19 protein-coding genes are annotated in these 17226 nt (G+C 51.2%); all 19 read right to left on the bottom strand.

All coding sequences use genetic code 11. The annotated features are described in order from the left end of the window. Positions 1-55 precede the first annotated feature (55 nt). Positions 56-862: a tryptophan synthase subunit alpha gene (gene trpA / locus AC50Y5_RS27070; protein WP_056028778.1), complete on the bottom strand. Its 807-nt coding sequence runs from the start codon at positions 860-862 to the stop codon at positions 56-58. After that, positions 849-2054 carry a tryptophan synthase subunit beta gene (trpB, locus tag AC50Y5_RS27065; RefSeq protein ID WP_056028780.1) on the bottom strand — a complete coding sequence of 402 codons (1206 nt, stop codon included), beginning with the start codon at positions 2052-2054 and terminating at the stop codon, positions 849-851. Before trpB ends, trpA begins: the two co-directional genes overlap by 14 nt. Next, a complete protein-coding gene (locus AC50Y5_RS27060; protein WP_494864337.1) occupies positions 2051-2785 on the bottom strand; it encodes a phosphoribosylanthranilate isomerase in 735 nt (244 codons plus the stop codon). Before AC50Y5_RS27060 ends, trpB begins: the two co-directional genes overlap by 4 nt. Next, entirely contained in the window at positions 2785-3579 is a 795-nt protein-coding gene (trpC, locus tag AC50Y5_RS27055) for an indole-3-glycerol phosphate synthase TrpC (RefSeq protein WP_494864335.1), read from the bottom strand. The genes AC50Y5_RS27060 and trpC overlap by 1 nt, the downstream gene beginning before the upstream one ends. Next, positions 3566-4621 carry an anthranilate phosphoribosyltransferase gene (gene trpD / locus AC50Y5_RS27050; RefSeq protein WP_494864333.1) on the bottom strand — a complete coding sequence of 352 codons (1056 nt, stop codon included), beginning with the start codon at positions 4619-4621 and terminating at the stop codon, positions 3566-3568. Before trpD ends, trpC begins: the two co-directional genes overlap by 14 nt. Then, the gene (gene trpE, locus AC50Y5_RS27045) at positions 4618-6210 is read right to left on the bottom strand and encodes an anthranilate synthase component I (protein ID WP_056028786.1); all 1593 of its coding nucleotides are present in this window, start codon (positions 6208-6210) and stop codon (positions 4618-4620) included. The genes trpD and trpE overlap by 4 nt, the downstream gene beginning before the upstream one ends. A 407-nt stretch (positions 6211-6617) precedes the next feature. Next, positions 6618-6986: a chorismate mutase gene (gene aroH, locus AC50Y5_RS27040; RefSeq protein ID WP_056028788.1), complete on the bottom strand. Its 369-nt coding sequence runs from the start codon at positions 6984-6986 to the stop codon at positions 6618-6620. 1 nt (position 6987) lies between these two features. After that, positions 6988-8085, bottom strand: a complete 1098-nt coding sequence (gene aroB / locus AC50Y5_RS27035; protein WP_494864330.1) for a 3-dehydroquinate synthase — start codon at positions 8083-8085, stop codon at positions 6988-6990. Between the two features lie 3 nt (positions 8086-8088). Continuing rightward, on the bottom strand, positions 8089-9258 hold the full coding sequence (aroC, locus tag AC50Y5_RS27030; RefSeq protein ID WP_056028792.1) for a chorismate synthase: 1170 nt from the start codon (positions 9256-9258) through the stop codon (positions 8089-8091). A 368-nt stretch (positions 9259-9626) separates the two neighbouring features. Next, entirely contained in the window at positions 9627-9794 is a 168-nt protein-coding gene (locus AC50Y5_RS27025; protein ID WP_150131589.1) for a hypothetical protein, read from the bottom strand. Between the two features lie 66 nt (positions 9795-9860). Then, positions 9861-10646 carry a CheR family methyltransferase gene (locus AC50Y5_RS27020; protein ID WP_056028794.1) on the bottom strand — a complete coding sequence of 262 codons (786 nt, stop codon included), beginning with the start codon at positions 10644-10646 and terminating at the stop codon, positions 9861-9863. Between the two features lie 33 nt (positions 10647-10679). Further along, entirely contained in the window at positions 10680-11123 is a 444-nt protein-coding gene (gene ndk / locus AC50Y5_RS27015) for a nucleoside-diphosphate kinase (protein WP_056028796.1), read from the bottom strand. 27 nt (positions 11124-11150) lie between these two features. After that, positions 11151-12125 carry a polyprenyl synthetase family protein gene (locus AC50Y5_RS27010; RefSeq protein WP_056028798.1) on the bottom strand — a complete coding sequence of 325 codons (975 nt, stop codon included), beginning with the start codon at positions 12123-12125 and terminating at the stop codon, positions 11151-11153. 8 nt (positions 12126-12133) lie between these two features. Beyond that, on the bottom strand, positions 12134-12988 hold the full coding sequence (locus tag AC50Y5_RS27005; protein ID WP_056028800.1) for a menaquinone biosynthesis protein: 855 nt from the start codon (positions 12986-12988) through the stop codon (positions 12134-12136). Continuing rightward, positions 12978-13613: a UbiX family flavin prenyltransferase gene (locus AC50Y5_RS27000; protein ID WP_494864318.1), complete on the bottom strand. Its 636-nt coding sequence runs from the start codon at positions 13611-13613 to the stop codon at positions 12978-12980. The genes AC50Y5_RS27005 and AC50Y5_RS27000 overlap by 11 nt, the downstream gene beginning before the upstream one ends. Next, positions 13607-14482: a UbiA-like polyprenyltransferase gene (locus AC50Y5_RS26995; RefSeq protein WP_056028804.1), complete on the bottom strand. Its 876-nt coding sequence runs from the start codon at positions 14480-14482 to the stop codon at positions 13607-13609. The genes AC50Y5_RS27000 and AC50Y5_RS26995 overlap by 7 nt, the downstream gene beginning before the upstream one ends. Next, positions 14479-15195 carry a demethylmenaquinone methyltransferase gene (locus AC50Y5_RS26990; protein ID WP_056028806.1) on the bottom strand — a complete coding sequence of 239 codons (717 nt, stop codon included), beginning with the start codon at positions 15193-15195 and terminating at the stop codon, positions 14479-14481. The genes AC50Y5_RS26995 and AC50Y5_RS26990 overlap by 4 nt, the downstream gene beginning before the upstream one ends. Positions 15196-15205: 10 nt before the next feature. After that, entirely contained in the window at positions 15206-16075 is an 870-nt protein-coding gene (locus AC50Y5_RS26985; RefSeq protein ID WP_056028808.1) for a heptaprenyl diphosphate synthase component 1, read from the bottom strand. Positions 16076-16217: 142 nt separating this feature from the next. Then, entirely contained in the window at positions 16218-16841 is a 624-nt protein-coding gene (locus AC50Y5_RS26980; RefSeq protein ID WP_494864315.1) for a hypothetical protein, read from the bottom strand. Positions 16842-17226 lie beyond the last annotated feature (385 nt).

Genomic DNA, 17226 nt, shown 5'->3' with positions numbered 1-17226 from the left:
CGTTCGTATTCTGCACCTCTTAAACTATGCCTCCCGATAAGAGGTTAAGTATGCCCTAGCCTTTCAGCGCGGCTACAAACTCGCCGATCTGCTTCAAGCCTGCTGCGCGAGTGCTCTCCTCTTCGAGCAGCGGAATGGATTCTTCAATTTTGCGTACGATCGCGCTGCCAACGACAACCCCGTCGCATTGCTTGGAGAAACGCTCTACTTGCTCGCGGCTCGAAATGCCGAAGCCAACTGCGATCGGCAGATCGGTCGCTTCCCGCACGGTAGCGAGGAAATCGTCGATCCCACTGTGGAATTCAGCCCGCACGCCCGTTACGCCCAGCGAGGAGACGCAATACACGAAGCCTTTAGCTTTTTGCGAAATACGTACGACGCGATCCTTGGAGGTCGGAGCTACGAGCGGAATGAGATGAATGCCTGCCGCTTCCGCCAACTGGCGAACCTCGGCATCCTCTTCGATCGGCAGGTCGGGAATGATTAGACCGCTGATTTCTTTATTTTTGACCAGCTCCATAAAAGCTTCCAGACCGAATTGGAGCACCGGATTGAAATAAGTAAACAAAATGAATGGCAGCTTCACGCCCGCTTCGCGCGCTTGCGCCGCAGCTTCAATGCAGTCGCGCAGCGTAATGCTGCTTCTCAAAGCACGCTCGGATGCCCGTTGAATAACGGGACCATCGGCAAGCGGATCAGAATAAGGAACGCCCAGCTCGATTAGATCGGCGCCAGACTCCTCTAGCTGCTTAATAATGGCCAGCGACGTGTTCAAGTCAGGATCGCCCACTGTTAAAAAAGGGATCAGCGCGGTACGCTTCTCCTCCCGTAGCTTTGCAAATACCGTATCAATGAGATTCATCGACTGCGCCTCCCAGCTTGCTCATAATCGTCTCTACATCTTTATCGCCGCGTCCCGACAGGCTGACAACGATAATTTTATCTTTAGCAAGCGTTGGAGCCAGCTTGACCGTCTGGGCAATCGCATGTGCCGACTCAAGCGCCGGAATGATGCCTTCTGTCCGCGACAGCAATTGCAAGGCATCCATCGCCTCGTCATCGGTAATCGGGAAATATTCCGCACGGCCCGAATCCTTCAAATAGGAATGCTCAGGGCCAATGCCCGGATAGTCAAGACCAGCCGAAATCGAATGCGCAGGCAGCACTTGTCCGTTATCATCCTGCAGCACATAGCTCAGCGAGCCTTGGAATACGCCATGGCGGCCTTTCGTCATTGTAGCCGCATGCTCCTCTGTCTCTACTCCACGTCCCGCTGCTTCTACACCAATTAAACGCACATCCGCATCTTCAATGAACGGGTAGAAAATACCGATCGCATTGCTGCCGCCGCCAACCGCTGCTACTACATAATCCGGCAGACGTCCTTCTTCTGCCACAATTTGCTTGCGCGATTCGTCACCGATAATCCGCTGAAAATCGCGGACGATCATCGGATATGGATGCGGCCCTGTCGCCGAACCCAAAATATAATACGTATCGTCTACATGGCTAACCCAGTAGCGGAGCGTTTCATTACAGGCATCCTTAAGCGTGCGCGTTCCCGAAAGAACGGGCACGACTTCCGCCCCAAGCAGCTGCATGCGGAATACGTTGAGCTGCTGGCGCTTCATATCTTCCTCGCCCATAAATACTTTGCATTCCAGTCCAAGCAAAGCTGCAATCGTTGCCGAAGCAACGCCGTGCTGGCCTGCGCCCGTTTCAGCAATAATTTTCGTTTTGCCCATGCGCTTCGCCAGGACGCCCTGACCAATTGTGTTGTTGATTTTGTGGGCGCCCGTATGGTTCAAATCCTCGCGCTTCAAATAAATTTTAGCGCCGCCAAGCTGCTCGCTCAGGCGCTCTGCATAATAGAGCGATGTAGGTCTTCCCGAATATTTATGCAGTAGATTGCGGATTTCCTCTTGGAATGATTCATCCTTGGAATAGTGGTTGTACGCTTCCTCCAGCTCAAGCAGTGCGTTCATCAACGTCTCGGGAACATAACGGCCGCCAAACTTGCCGAAACGACCATTTTCATCCGGTACTCGGTTCATCGTTGCATCACCTTTCTGACGAATAATCTAATTTTCTCGATATCTTTAACGCCGTCCGTCTCTACTCCGCTGGACACATCAAGGCCACTGGGAGCATGCGCAGCTAACAATTCATGTACATTGTCCGGGTTCAGACCGCCCGCTACATAAAGCGGCACATTCAGCTGCGCTGCCGCAGTCTGGTAGTCATCAATAACTTGCCAGTTGAACGCTTTGCCCGTTCCGCCCCCGGCCGTGTCGATCAGCACAGCATCAACTTTGCCGCTATATGGAGCAAGGCGGGCTGCTGCCTCATTCGCACTAGCATGATCGCCAGTACCCTTGTCGGCTCCCGTGCCTGTGTCCTCCTCAGACTGAACAACCGTTTCATTGCGTATAGAAAATACTTTCCACACCTTCACCGCAAATTGCTCACGCACCGTTTGGCAAAAAGCAGGCGTTTCGCTGCCATGCAGCTGCACCACATCAAGCGGAGCGATAGCGAGCGTCTCGCGCAGTTCCTCCAGCTCAGGATTTACGAATACGCCGACGGTTTGGGGACGCTGCCCATCTGCCGCCTTCAAGGCGTGTACAGCCTCAATCAGCTCCGCTGCTTGCGCAGGCAGCACTTGACGCTTGCTAGGTGCAAATACAAATCCAATGTCATGGAATGGCAGCCCGTCCATTTGCTGAATCGTCTCGGCAATCTTCAGGCCGCAAATTTTGATCCGAGGTGTCGTCTGCGTCTGCACTAGCGGCTCACCGGCCCCATCAAATCGATAATAGCCTGGCCAGCATCGGGTTGGCGCATAAAATGTTCGCCAATAAGAACGCCCTGCGCACCAACGCCTTGCAAATAATCCATATCTGCCGGGCCAGCAATGCCGCTCTCGCTAATAACGGTCACACCTTGCGGCATCAAGCCGATCAGCTGCTCCGTCGTACGCAAATCGGTGACAAAGCTTTTCAGATCGCGATTGTTCACCCCGATAAGCGTCGCTTTATTCAGCTCAAGCACCGTTTCCAGCTCCTCGCGGTTATGCACCTCGACCAGCACATCCATGCCAAGCGCCGTTGCCGTATCATACAGCTCCGCCATTTGCTGCTTCGTCAATATCGCCGCAATGAGCAAAATCGCATCCGCGCCAATGACTCTCGCCTCATACACTTGGCGGTAATCAATAATGAAGTCCTTGCGAAGCAGCGGAATGTCGACCGTATCCTTCACGAGCGTCAAATACGCATTGGCCCCTTGAAAATATTGCTGGTCCGTCAGCACAGAAATACAATCCGCGCCGGCCTGCTCATATGCAGCTGCCAGTTCCGCCGGATGAAATTCAGGGCGAATCAGACCTTTAGACGGCGAAGCTTTTTTCACCTCGGCAATGAGTCCAACCGTGCGCTTGCGGCCCGCAGTCAATGCGCGCTCAAAGCCGCGGCACGGAGCAAGCTCGGCAATCGTCCGCTCATATTCCGCTAATTGGAAAGTGGCGGACAACGCTTCTACCTCTTCGCGCTTCGTTACTACGATTTTATCCAAAAACATGGGTCAGCTCTCCTGTCGTTTGAATCAGGCCCAGCAGTTTTTGCTCGGCTAATCCGGAATCAATCATATCCGCCGCAATTTTAACACCATCTGTCAAGCTCGCAGCAGCTCCGCCCACATAAATGCAAGCCCCTGCATTCGCAAGCACGATATCGCGATAAGCACCGCGCTGCTCGCCGCTGAATATGCCGCGAATAATAGACGCATTGGCCGCAGGATCGCCGCCCAGCACCTCGCTAATCGGATAGCGGGTCAAGCCTAGCTCCTCCGGCGTAATTTCATACGTGCGAACCTCGCCACTTCGCAGCTCCGAGACTCTAGTCGGCGCCGAAATGCTGATTTCGTCCAGCCCGTCATTGCTGCTGACGACCATCGCGCGCTTGACGCCAAGCTCTGCCAGCACCGAAGCGACGGTGTCCGTTTTCTTATAATCATACAAGCCGATTAGCTGGCGATCAGCACCAGCAGGATTCGTCAGCGGGCCCAGCATATTAAAAATCGTGCGGATGCCCAGCTCTTTACGCGGAACAGAAGCATGGCGAAGCGATGGATGGTACAGCTGCGCGAACATGAAGCAGATGCCCACTTGCTGCAAGCATTCCTCCGCTTGCTCAGGCGTAAGCGTAATTTGGACGCCCAGCGCCTCCAGCACATCAGCGCTTCCAGCTTTGCCGGACATTGCGCGATTGCCATGCTTGGCTACGCGAATGCCAGCCGCAGCCGCAATAATTGCCGATGACGTTGAAATATTGAACTTATGAATGCCGGAGCCGCCTGTGCCGCACGTATCAAGCAGCCCTTCCTGCTCGGTCTGCACATGGCTCGAATGCGCACGCATCGCCTGGGCAAAGCCTGTAATTTCGTCCTTCGTCTCGCCTTTCATGCGCAGCGCGGTCACGACGCCTGCAATTTGAACTGGCGTCGCTTCCCCGCTCATAATAATATCCATGACGGAGCGGGCTTCTTCCCGTGACAAATGCTCGCTGCCGATTAATTTGGTTAACGCGCTTTGCATCGTAATCGGTGTTAGGCTGTTTGTCATTGTACGAAACCCTCCCCTGCTTTAATGTAATAATCGCTATTGATGGCATTGAAGCTCTGGTCGCGAGCGTCTCCAGGCTTGCCGAACAGCTGCTCAGCGGCCCGAATGGCCGTCAGCAGCGCTTTCGCTTTATTCACCGTTTCGGTATATTCGCTTTCCGGAACAGAATCCCAGACGATGCCTGCCCCGCTCTGCACGTAGGCTTTGCCATTTTTGAAAATGATCGTGCGAATCGTGATGCAGGTGTCGAGCGTACCGCCAAAGCCTAAGTAACCAATGGCTCCAGCGTAGGCGCCGCGAGCTTCATTTTCAAGCTCCGCAATAATTTCCATCGCCCGCAGCTTCGGTGCGCCGGATACGGTTCCAGCAGGCAGACAGGAGAGGAACGCATCGTAAAAATCTTTGTCCTCCCGCAGCTTGCCCGTCACATTCGAGACGATATGCATAACGTGGGAATAACGCTCGATTTCCATGAAGGAATCGCATTTCACCGAGCCGAACTCGGATACACGGCCGATGTCGTTGCGGCCTAAGTCAACGAGCATCAGATGCTCCGCGCGCTCCTTCTCGTCTGCCAGCAAATCCTGCTCCAGCGCTAGATCCTCCTCCGGCGTTTTGCCGCGAGGGCGCGTTCCGGCGATTGGGCGGGTTTCCACCTTGCTGCCATCTACTTTAACGAGCGCCTCCGGCGACGTTCCCACAATCACCTCTTCACCCATTTTCAAATAATACATGTATGGTGAAGGGTTCATCGTGCGCAGTACGCGGTACACATGCAGCGGATCAACATCCGTCTCAATGCTGAAGCGCTGGGACAGCACCACCTGGAAAATATCGCCGGCGCGAATATACTCCTTCGCTTTGTCGACATTGGCAATGAACTGCTCCTTCGTCAAATTGGACTGCACATCGCCAACCTCGGGCATCGTCGGCACGCCAGCACCGATTGGCACCGGAATTTTCACCTGCTGCTGCAGGCGCTCGACCGTCGCTTCGATTTTGGCAACTGCTGCGTTGTATGCCTCTTCGACGCCGTAAGACTGAACAATGCCCGTCTGCGTCGTCTCCTTCGGCACATGCACATTGCCGATAATTTGCAGCTGCTGCTTGAAGTGGTCGAAGACGATGACTTGATCGCAGAACATAAACTGCAAATCATTCATTTCCAAATCATCAATGCGGTGGGGTGGGAGCTTCTCGTAATATTGCAGCAAATCATAGCCGAAAAATCCGATAGCCCCGCCCGTAAATGGTGGAAGATGGGACATCGCCGGACTGCGATAGTAACGAAGATGATCCTTCAGCAAGCTTAGCGGCTTATCGTCGAAGCTGATTTTTTCACCATTTTTCTCAAAAATCATTTCGCCGTTTTTGCCGTACAGCATCATAAACGGATCGGTTCCAATGAACGAATACCGCGCCCATTTCACGCCGCCCTCTACACTTTCAAGCAGAAATGCATGCTTTTCCTTGGCAAAATGCTGAAACAGCCGAATCGGCGTCTCCGTATCCGCCATCATATAACGAACGATTGGAATGAGATTGTATTCCTCAGAGAGCTTGACCACTTGCTGTAATTCACTATTCATCGTTACGTCCCCCTTCTCGATATGTGTAGTCACATTCAAAATAAAACGCCCCTGCCAAGGCAGGGGCGTTGATTTAAGATGAGGACAAAAAAGTAAAGGCTAGCCAACAAATAAACCTATAGCAGCATCTTGTACAAACATACGCAATGGAAAACAGCTGTCGCCATCTGAAAAGATGGATAGGCTCTTCCCGCAACGAAATAGAATATGATTATAAGCGCTAAACTTATACATCATCTATATTTCATCATCACGCACTCTGCTCTATAGTCTTTATATTCGTAACTTGGCTATGCTCGTCTCTGCTCTGCTCATCTAATTTCAACTAAAACCTGCTCACTTGCTACTCAACTAGTCTCATTCACTTCATCCAATATACAACATCTTGTGCCTGATCGTCAATTAGATTAGGATTGCGATAAATCTGGACGAAGCACTTGGGCTCCTCCCAAGTACACATGTTTAATCTCGGCTTGCGTTTTGTCCGTATTTACAGTAACCATCAGCCTAATGCAGCGAGCAAGGCTTCCCTTGACGGGCACTTCCAGCGCGCACATCAGTGGAACAAGCTCCCACCCGCTCATTTGGCGAATAGCCACGGCCGGAAAAGCATCGTCCAAATCATTCGTCACCGTAATAAATACGCTGCAAATATCGTCAGGCTGAACGTCATTATCTGCGACAATGGCATGCAGCATTTCAAGTGTTGCTTTTAAAATAGGCTCTTTCTCGTTTGTATCAACGGTAATTGCCCCGCGAATTCCCCTAACGCTCATATTACTCGGCCTCCTGTTTCAATTCCTCCACGATTTCCCGAACCCATGACGCCGGTACATCCTTCTTGATTTCCACTTCGCCGATCGCCGTCGGCACCACGAAAATCATCGTGCTTTCGCTGAACTTTTTGTCATGCATCATCGCTTCCATAATCGCGTCCACGTCAAAGTGCTCCGGCAGCTTCACCGGAAGCCCGCATTTAGCAAGCACTCGCTTCGTTGTTGTATAGACGTCCTCAGGCGCTCCATAACGCAGTCCAAGCTTGGCCGAGCCAATCATGCCTATCGAAATCGCCTCGCCATGAAGCAGCTCCCCATAGCCAGCTACAGCCTCCAGCGCATGTCCAATCGTATGGCCCAAATTCAAAATCGCACGCAGGTCATTTTCGCGCTCATCCTTGGATACGACAGCCGCTTTTACACTGCATCCTTTGTACAAGGCATAGCCGAGTGCTTCTGGTTCAAGCGCCAGCAGACGCTCAGAGTTTTCATCGCACCACTGCACGAAAGCGTCGTCCCAGATGAAGCCGTGTTTGACCACTTCTGACAAGCCTGCACGAACGTCGCGCGGCGGCAGCGTCTGAAGCGTATTAAGATCATACAGCACCATTTCCGGTTGATGGAAAGCGCCGATAATATTTTTCGCCAGCGGGTGATTGACTGCCACTTTGCCGCCAACGCTGCTGTCATGCGCCAAAATCGTCGTCGGAATTTGAATAAACTTCACGCCGCGCATATAAGACGCTGCTACGAATCCAGCCAAATCGCCAACTACGCCGCCGCCAAGGGCTACGATCGCCGATTTGCGGTCAAGCCCTGCCTTAAGCGCATGCGTGACCAAATCTTCCAGCATCGCTAAAGACTTCGAGCTTTCACCTGACGGAACGATTGCTGTCGACGGCTGGAAGCCCGCTGCGCTTAGCGTGTTTGCAAGCGGCTCCAAATAATGGGGTGCCACTTTGTCATCGGAGATGATCAGCAGCGGCGATTTTTTGCTAATGCCGTGCTTTTCGAAAAAAGAGGGAGCCTCCTGCAGGAGACCCTCCCCAATATAGATCGGATAAGAGCGTTCGCCTAAATCAACCGTTAGCTCTCTCATCCTTTAGTACCTGCCTATTTGCTCAAGGTATTGATTCAGGTTCGAGCGGATTTCCTCAATGGAATCGCCGCCGAACTTCTCCAGAAATGCTTTCGCTACTTCAAAAGCCACAACATGCTCCATCACAACGCTCGCTGCCGGAACTGCACAGCTATCGGAACGTTCGACTTGCGCCGTGAACGGCTCCTTCGTGTCAATGTCCACGCTGCGAAGCGGCTTGTAAAGCGTTGGAATCGGCTTCATTACGCCGCGGACGACGATTTGCTCGCCATTGGTCATACCGCCCTCGAATCCGCCCAGACGGTTCGTCGCTCTCGTATAACCTTCCTGCGCTGTGTACAAAATCTCGTCATGCACCTGCGAGCCGCGCAGCTTCGCTGCTTCAAAACCAATGCCGATTTCACAGCCTTTGAAGGCATTAATCGAAACGACAGCGCCCGCGATGCGCGCATCCAGCTTGCGGTCCCATTGCACATGGCTTCCAAGCCCAATTGGCACGCCTTCAATAATGCACTCGACTACGCCGCCGATAGAATCGCCTTCGGCTTTAATTTGGTCAATGTACGCGGTCATTTTTTCTTCGGTTTCTTTATCAACAACGCGTACAGGCGATTCTTCCGTAATGCGAATAAGCTCATCCAGCGGCAATTGGTTCGCCGGCGCTTCGATTTCGCCAATACGGATAACCTGTCCGCCCACTTTAATGCCGAATTCAGCAAGAAGCTGGCGTGCAACCGCGCCTACCGCTACGCGTGCTGCTGTCTCGCGGGCACTGGAGCGCTCCAGTACGTTGCGAAGATCCTTCAAATTATATTTCAAACCGCCGTTCAAATCCGCATGCCCAGGACGCGGACGGTGTACCCGGCGCTTCTCTTCATCTCCGCCTTCAATCGGGGCGATGTTCATTACGCTCGTCCAATGCTTCCAGTCATTGTTCTCAACGATTAGCGCTACAGGAGCGCCAGTCGTCCGACCATGACGAACGCCGCCGACAATGTTCGCCGTATCCTTCTCAATTTGCATGCGACGACCCCGGCCATGGCCTTTCTGGCGACGGTGAAGCTGAAAATTAATTTCCTCAAAATCAATAGTTAAATTGCTAGGAAGACCCTCAATAATGGCGGTCAATTGGGGACCATGTGTTTCCCCCGCTGTCAAATAACGTAAACTCAACCTAAAGCTCCTCCTTCAACGCAAACAACCTAATATGGCCTGGGGCGCTGCAAGCGTGCGCATTTGGCCGATTATTAGGCGCATGCTATCATCAGCTACCCTAAACATCTTTGCTCATTATAGTACAGCCTTGCGGGTTTGACAAGAAATGCGCACCGCCAATCCGCGCTCAAACGCCATTTTTATCTCAAGCGTAAACGGCTGTCGCCGTCCTCTGGCGGCAAAGCTACCGTTTCGAGGGTGGAATATAGAGAAAGGATCGAAAAATCATATCCTTTCCTAATATGTTTAAAAAAAGCAGGATCAGATGCCTGGTATGGCACCTGATCCTGCTCTTTTTCAAACGATGGCCTTCTATGGGCCTTCCCTTAGCTATTCACCGTGCGCTTGCTCTGCGAATCCGCATAGTCGGAAGCGAATTGCTGGGCTTTCAATAATCCAGGCAATTGCCCGCTGTCCAGTCCCAAAATCTGCGCGCACTCCTGAATCGATATAATGCCAAGCTTATAGGCTTGAATCACTTTGCGTTTATCCATCTTTCGTTCCGCCTCCAAATGGTGTTGACTACCACTAGTATAGGAGAACAAGGAAGACGATATACATTAATTGCTCGTTTTTCTGTAAAAGAACGTATCCGCCGTATCAAAGCCATACTGGGCTGGCGAAAAAATCTGCTCCGTGCTGCCGACGAACAAAATGCCGCCCGGCTTCAATGCTTTTGCAAACTTGTGGTACAAAATGCGCTTCGCATCCTCGGTAAAATAAATCATAACATTGCGGCAAACAATGAGGTCGAATCCGCTGTCAAACGTATCATGCAGCATATTTTGCTGCTTGAATTGGATCGATTTTTTCAAATCGTTCGAGACGGCAAAAGCCCCATGATCTGGAGCAAAATATTTTTGACGGAACGCTGGCGGCACATCCTTAAGCGAACGCTCTAAATAAATGCCTTCCTGCGCCTTCTGCAGCACGATATTATCAAGATCCGTCGCCAAAATCGACGATTTGCCAATGGCACCAATCTCCGTCAAAATCATCGCCAGCGTATAAGGCTCCTCGCCCGTCGAACACGCTGCGCTCCAAATTTTCAACCGGCTGTTGTTTTTCAGCATTTCCGGAAAAAACTGATTTTTCAGCACTTCCCACCGGTTCGGGTTACGCCAAAACTCCGAGACGTTAATCGTCATCCGGTCGAGAAATTCATTCATCAAAGTACGGTCATTCTCCAGCTTTCTCCAGTATTCATCGAATGTCTGGAATCCATGCTTCATACGCAGCGTCGTGAGCCTGCGTTTCATTTGCGCTTCCTTATATTGCGATAAATCAATGTTGGTCTTATCTCTCATCTTCTGGATAAACGTTGCAAAATCCCGATCGTCCGTCATTAAGCCTTCAGCCTCCGTTTGTATTGCAGCTGGCTAAACCCAGCGCTGCATCGTTTGTTCGTATTCCACAAGCTGTTCAGGAGTGAAGAAAATGGAAATTTCCCGCACGGCATTTTCGGGAGAATCGGAGCCATGAATCAAATTATAATTCGTATGTACAGCAAAATCAGAGCGAATGGTGCCTGGAAGCGCATCCACTGCATTCGTCTTGCCAATTAAAGCGCGGGTTAGCGCAATGACGTTATCGCCTTGCCACACCATCGCAAATACGGGGCCAGACGTAATAAAATCCAGAAGCGGCTCATAAAAAGGCTTGCCTTCATGCTCCTCGTAATGCTTTTGTGCCAGCTCGTTGCTCACGGTCATAAACTTAGCTGCAACCAATTGAAGCCCTTTACGCTCAAAGCGAGACATAATTTCTCCAATGAGGCCACGTTGAACACCGTCAGGCTTAATCATCAAAAAAGTTCTTTCCACTAGTAGCAGCTCCTTTTCGCATCTTGATTAATAATTGCGTTTGCCGACAAAATGTGCGATATCGGATAAGTTCTTCTTCGCCGGAAGGGATGGCAAATCCTTCAAGGCAGCGAGCGCTTTCTCTACATACTTTGCAGCGAGCTGCTCAGCGACATGAATGCCTTTGCTATTTTTGATCAAATCGATCGCTTCTCGCGTATCTACATTGCCATTATGCTCGCGAATACGGGCGATTTCCACAAGCAGCCGCTCGCGGGTCGCCTCATCCTGCAAAGCCAAAATAACGGGCAATGTAATGTTTCCCTGTCTTATGTCAGAGCCTGGCGGCTTGCCGATCTGCTTCTCGGTTCCGAACAAATCAAGCAAATCATCGCGGATTTGAAACGCCATTCCCACATTGTAGCCATATTCATAAAGCCGGTTTGCCGTCTCTCTGTCCCCATCTGCTGCAATCGCTCCAAGCTGGCAGCTTACTGCAATGAGCAATGCGGTTTTGCGCCTGATGCGCAGCAAATAATGGCGGATGGTTTGGTCCGTATTGAAAAAATATCGGATTTGCTCCATTTCACCAATGCCCATTTGCACAATTGCTTTGGACAGCACCTGATGAATTTGCGGGTTGCCCAGTTCAGTAGCGATAACGAGCGCTCTTCCGAAAATATAATCTCCGGTATACATCGCAACCCGATTATCCCATTTAGCCTTGACCGTTGGCTGGCCCCGTCTGGTAGCCGCGTCATCTATCACATCGTCATGGACAAGCGAGGCCATATGGATCAGTTCAAGAGGCACGGCGATTTTTTTCATGACCTCCAGATTGTAGCGCCCAAACTTGCCGGCAAGCAGCACAAAAACAGGACGCAGCCTTTTGCCGCCTGCCTTGAGCAGATGAAGGGATGCCTCGCTCAGCAGCTTATGCTCGAAAGTGACGCTGCGTTCAAGCTCCTTCTCTATTTGCGTTATATCGCCTTTTAATTTTGCGTACATATCTAATAGTTTCATTCTTTCACCTATTCGGCAGAATTGTCTTCGTAGAACGCCAGCTGAACCTCATGGTCCAGCAGACCTAATTGTGTCGCATAACGGAAATACAGCGCCAGTCCCTCGCGCAGCTTCTGTCCGAAATCATATTGCAGACATGTAAAATAGTCCAACCAATACGCGCGTTCGCCGCCAAGCTCCTCGCAAGCCTTGTCCACAAGCGGTGACAAGTCGGCAAGATTGTGGCGCTTAGTCGCAAGCATCGCCTGATGCAGCTCATGAATTTCCCGAGGAAAGGCAGCTGCCGCCTCCTTATGAACCGCCACAACCGCAAAGGTCATCCCAAGGCCCGTCCAGCGATGCCATAGCTCACCAAGATCGATGATGTGCAGTTCTTCACTTCTCCACGAGGCATGAATAGCTGGGTCGCCAATGATAAGCGCCCCATCCGCACTTTCAAGCATCTGATCAAGCATCGGTTCAGCAGCGATATATTCCGCATCAAGATCGTAATAAAGCTTCATCACAATTTTGAGCAAATTAACGGAAGTGGCTGAAGCGGTTGTTACCGCAATTCGCTGTGGACGCACTTGCTCAATCGGCTGCTTAAGGAACAGCAGAACCGAATTAACCCGGCCCTCCGATCCTACGCAAAGCTCCGGCAGCAGCAAATAGTCTTTGCTGTTTAAGCCGTAAGCATAGGATGAGACAGCCGAAGCCTGAAGCTCTCCTTCGCGCAGCTTGCGGTTTAGCTCTGCCGGAATGCGGGAGCACAGCCCCAGCTCAGAAGCGTCAAGTCGCTGATCAAGGCCAACAAAGAGCGGCCATGCATTCGCGTAATCAATTTCTCCAATCATTAGGGGCAAGCTGTCTTTAGTCAGCATCAGGCCCATCCCCCCATCTTGTAAACAAAGCATGCTCAATTCCCATGCAGTCTAATAATTTGCCAACCAGAAAATCAATCATGTCTTCCATCGATTGCGGCTTATAATAAAAGGCCGGCATAGCTGGAACAATCGTTACGCCCAGTTTTGCAAGCTTCAGCATGTTTTCCAGATGAATCGCATGCAGCGGTGTCTCCCGAGGCAGCAGCAGCAGCTTGCGTCCTTCCTTCAGCATTACATCCGCTGCCCTGGATAGCAAATCATCGGATATGCCGTGAGCGATGGAAGCAAGCGTCCCCATAGAGCATGGCGCAACGACCATTCCCTGTACCCGGAAAGAGCCGCTGGCAATGCTTGCTCCAATATCTGAATTCGGATGCAAAACAAGCCGCTTCGCCTGCACTGCCTCTGCAAAATGCAGCTCGACAGCAGCTTGTCTGCGGCTCGTCATCCAGCCCAGCTCTTCCTTAAGCACCCGCCAGCCAGCCTCGGTCACCACGAGATGGACGTCAAAGCCCGTTCTAAGCAGTTCCTCTGCCAGCCGAATGCCGTAGATCGAGCCGCTCGCCCCGGTAATGCCGACAACCCATCTGCCTGCCGCGCCAGCAGTTCCGCCCCCTACCATTTGTGCAATACCATCAAATCAACAATGGCAAACAAAAACAGAACGACGCTTAATGTGCCATTCATTCCGAAAAACGAAAGCTGAACGCGGGAAAGATCGTTTGGACGCACCAGCCAGTGCTGATAGAACAGCATAACGATGGCAAGCAGCGTTCCGAGCAAATAAACCCAGCTCAAATTTGTCAAAATAAATAACGTAATAAAACCGACTGCTGTCACTATATGGAAACTGCGGGCAATCCACAGCGCCTTCGCTACGCCAAACCGGGCAGGAATGGAGTTTAAGCCTTCCTTGCGGTCAAACTCGTAATCCTGCGTTGCATAGACGATATCGAAACCGGCAATCCACAGCGCAATCGTCACATAGAAAACCCATGCTGCCGTGTTAAAACCGCCCGTAACAGCTACCCAGCCGCCAAGTGGCGACAGCCCGATCGTCAAACCGAGAAAAACATGGCACAACCAAGTGAAACGCTTCGTATAAGAGTAGAGCACCAGTAATACGACAGCAATTGGAAGCAGCTTCATCGCAAGCGGAGCCAGATTGGCCGCAGCAATAAACAATAGGACGAAGGATACAATCGTAAACAAAAGCACCTCCGCTGACTTCAGCAAGCCTGCCGGAATGGCGCGGTTGCTGGTGCGGGGGTTGCGCAGATCGATCGCCGCATCAATGAGTCGATTGAGGCACATCGCAGCGCTTCGCGCGCCAACCATGGCTAATGTAACCCAGCCGATTTCCGCCCAAGAAGGAAGACGCTGCTCCATAACAACAGCGCCCAGAATCGCTCCCATAAAGGCGAAGGGAAGCGCAAATATCGTATGCTCAAATTTGATCATTTCAAGAATAATGCGTATTTTGCGAATCATGTTGGCTTCTTCTCCTTTATGCCTATATGCAGCGCAGCAATGCCTCCAGTCAGCGGGTAGCCTTTTACCTGCTCGAGCCCTGCTTCTTCAAACAAGGCGGACAGCTGCTTTAGGTCAGGAAAAAGCTTTAATGAGTCCGGCAGCCATTTGTATTCTTGGAATCGCTTGGCTACCAGCTTGCCGATCATTGGCAAAATCCGTTCAAAATATAAATAATATAAGGCCTTGAATGGCTGCCAGCCCGGCTTTGAAAGCTCCAAGCATACGACCTGTCCACCCGGCTTCACGACGCGGTGCATTTCCTTAAGCACCTGCAAATAGTCGGGTACGTTGCGCAGGCCGAAGCCAATCGTTACATAATCAAACGAATTATCCTCATAAGGCAATTGCATCGCATTGCCCTGCACGAGCGTAATTTGCTTGTCGAGCGACAGCTGCTTCACTTTCTCGTGGCCGACATTCAGCATATTTTGGCTGAAATCAAGGCCACTGATTGCCCCGCTCCCGCTGGCCTGAGCTAGTGATATTGTCCAGTCACAGGTGCCGCAGCACAAGTCAAGCGCAGTCTGGCCACGCTGTACATTCATTTTGCGCATGGTGAATTTCCGCCATGCCTTATGACGCCGAAAGCTTAGCAGGTCATTCATTAAATCATATTTGGGAGCAATGTTTTCAAATACAGCGTGTACATGCCCCTTGGAGTTTGCATCCATTCGTCTAAGGTCACCTCGTCTCGTTGAGAGCGGGAGCAAATCCCGCAATCTTGTAAAGCACTGCATCCGTAATATGCTGCAGCTCCTGAACCAGCTTGTCTGACTCCAGCTTGGCCGCAATCATCTGGACATCTTCCACAGCCTGCTGCAGCAGCGCAGCAAGCTTGGCATGAATATCATATTTGTTATAAAGACCGCTAATGAAACCAGCCTCAATCTGCTGACCTTCCAGCGTTTGTTGCTCTTCCAACGTACCCACCTGCAGAACATGCCAGTAAGCCCAGCTCTGGTGAAAAAGTGCAGGCACCTTGCTGCGTGCAAGCTCCTCCAGTACAATCTCGCAGCGGCTTAAAGCGTGGAGCAGCTCCGTCCAATAAAGGGCCGCTGCACCTTCCAGCAAATCCTGAAAGGCAAGAAACAATCCGCTTTTCAGCTGCACCATGCTGCTCAAATAATCGTCAGCCTGCATGACAGCCTGCTGCATACGTAAATAAAGGGTTATTTTCAGCCCGTTGACTTCGCATACCGCCTGGCTGATCTTGGCTATCATTGCTATTTCGCCTGCTTGTGCGAGCAGTTGATAGAATCGGCCGCTGAAATAATCGCCGGCCAGCACCTTGAGCTGCCTTGAACGCATTTCGCGCTCCGAGCGACTTCCATCCTCTACATCAATTTCATCATGCGTATCCAGCCCTAGCTGCAATAAAGACAGCACGAGCGCAAATAGCTCGGCCTTCTCGGCATAGAAGCTGGTTTCGCTAAGGAATGCTTGAAGCAGGTGCAGACGCGAATCGGGAAAAGCAGGAAGCTGCGTATGGTTTTGAATCATGTCATAATCGACGTACTTCTTCGCTAATTGTGGTACACGATACGGTTTCATGGGGTAAGCCTCCGAACAGAGAAGCAGATATTGCCGCTCAATAATCTAAACTATTATAGCACAACTTTATGTAAGACGCATATGAAGCTGCCCATAGGATTGGCATTTTTTCAAGCAGAAAGGCGGAGCAGGCCATTAACCTTTACTCCGCAGCAGGTCTAGTAGAATAAGTAGGCACCGGCCCATACCATTTCTTCCACTCCGATGTGCTGCTCATGCGCAGCCTCTCCCGCCATATTTCATCATGCAGCGGATCAGCGCTGCCAAGCTCCCCAAGGCTTGCAAGCCAGCTGTCTGTGCGCCGAATATCCGCCGCAAGCAGCAGCCGTGATTTCACTGAGCTGTCTGCAAGCTCAGATTGCCCTTCCCTTGCTTTGCCGGCATTGCTCGGCAAAGCGGCCTTATCTGCTGGCACAGCGTAGCGGATCAGCACCCGGTTCACATTTTCCATCTTCACAAAAGAAAGCCGCAGCAGTTGCTCTACATCGCGAGTCCATTCGACTGGCAGCCCTTTTGTTGCGTTCACTTTAAACTCCACCGTAAGCAGTGAATTCTCCCACTCCACCCGTAAAATAGGCGTAGCCAGCTGCAAGCCAATCAGCAGATCAACAAGATTGCTGTTCGTCAGCCTTGTTGCAGCAGATGGCCGAAATACAGCCACTTCCGTCCCCGACTCGGATTTTCGCATATCCGGCAGCAGGGAAAGTCCCGCCATTACAGCAAGCACAAAAACCAGCGACAGCAAATAAGGCCTAGCCATACGCAATATTACCGCCCCTTTCAAGCGTAAACGGCTTTGTCAACTTAGTGACAAAAGCTCGTTTCGCGAAGAAATATAAGCATTATGATGAGCGACATGCCTCATTCATTCTTATATTTCAAGCGTAAACGGCTTTGTCAACTTAGTGACAAAAGCTCGTTTCGCGAAGAAATATAAGCATTATGATGAGCGACATGCCTCATTCATTCTTATATTTCAAGCGTAAACGGCTTTGTCAACTTAGTGACAAAAGCTCGTTTCGCGAAGAAATATAAGCATTATGATGAGCGACATGCCTCATTCATTCTTATATTTCAAGCGTAAACGGCTTTGCCAACTTAATGGCAAAAGCTCGTTTCGCGGAGAAATATAAGCATTATGATGAGCAGCA

This window comes from Paenibacillus sp. JT22N7 (assembly GCF_059383875.1).
This window is presented reverse-complemented; position numbering and strand designations above follow the sequence as displayed.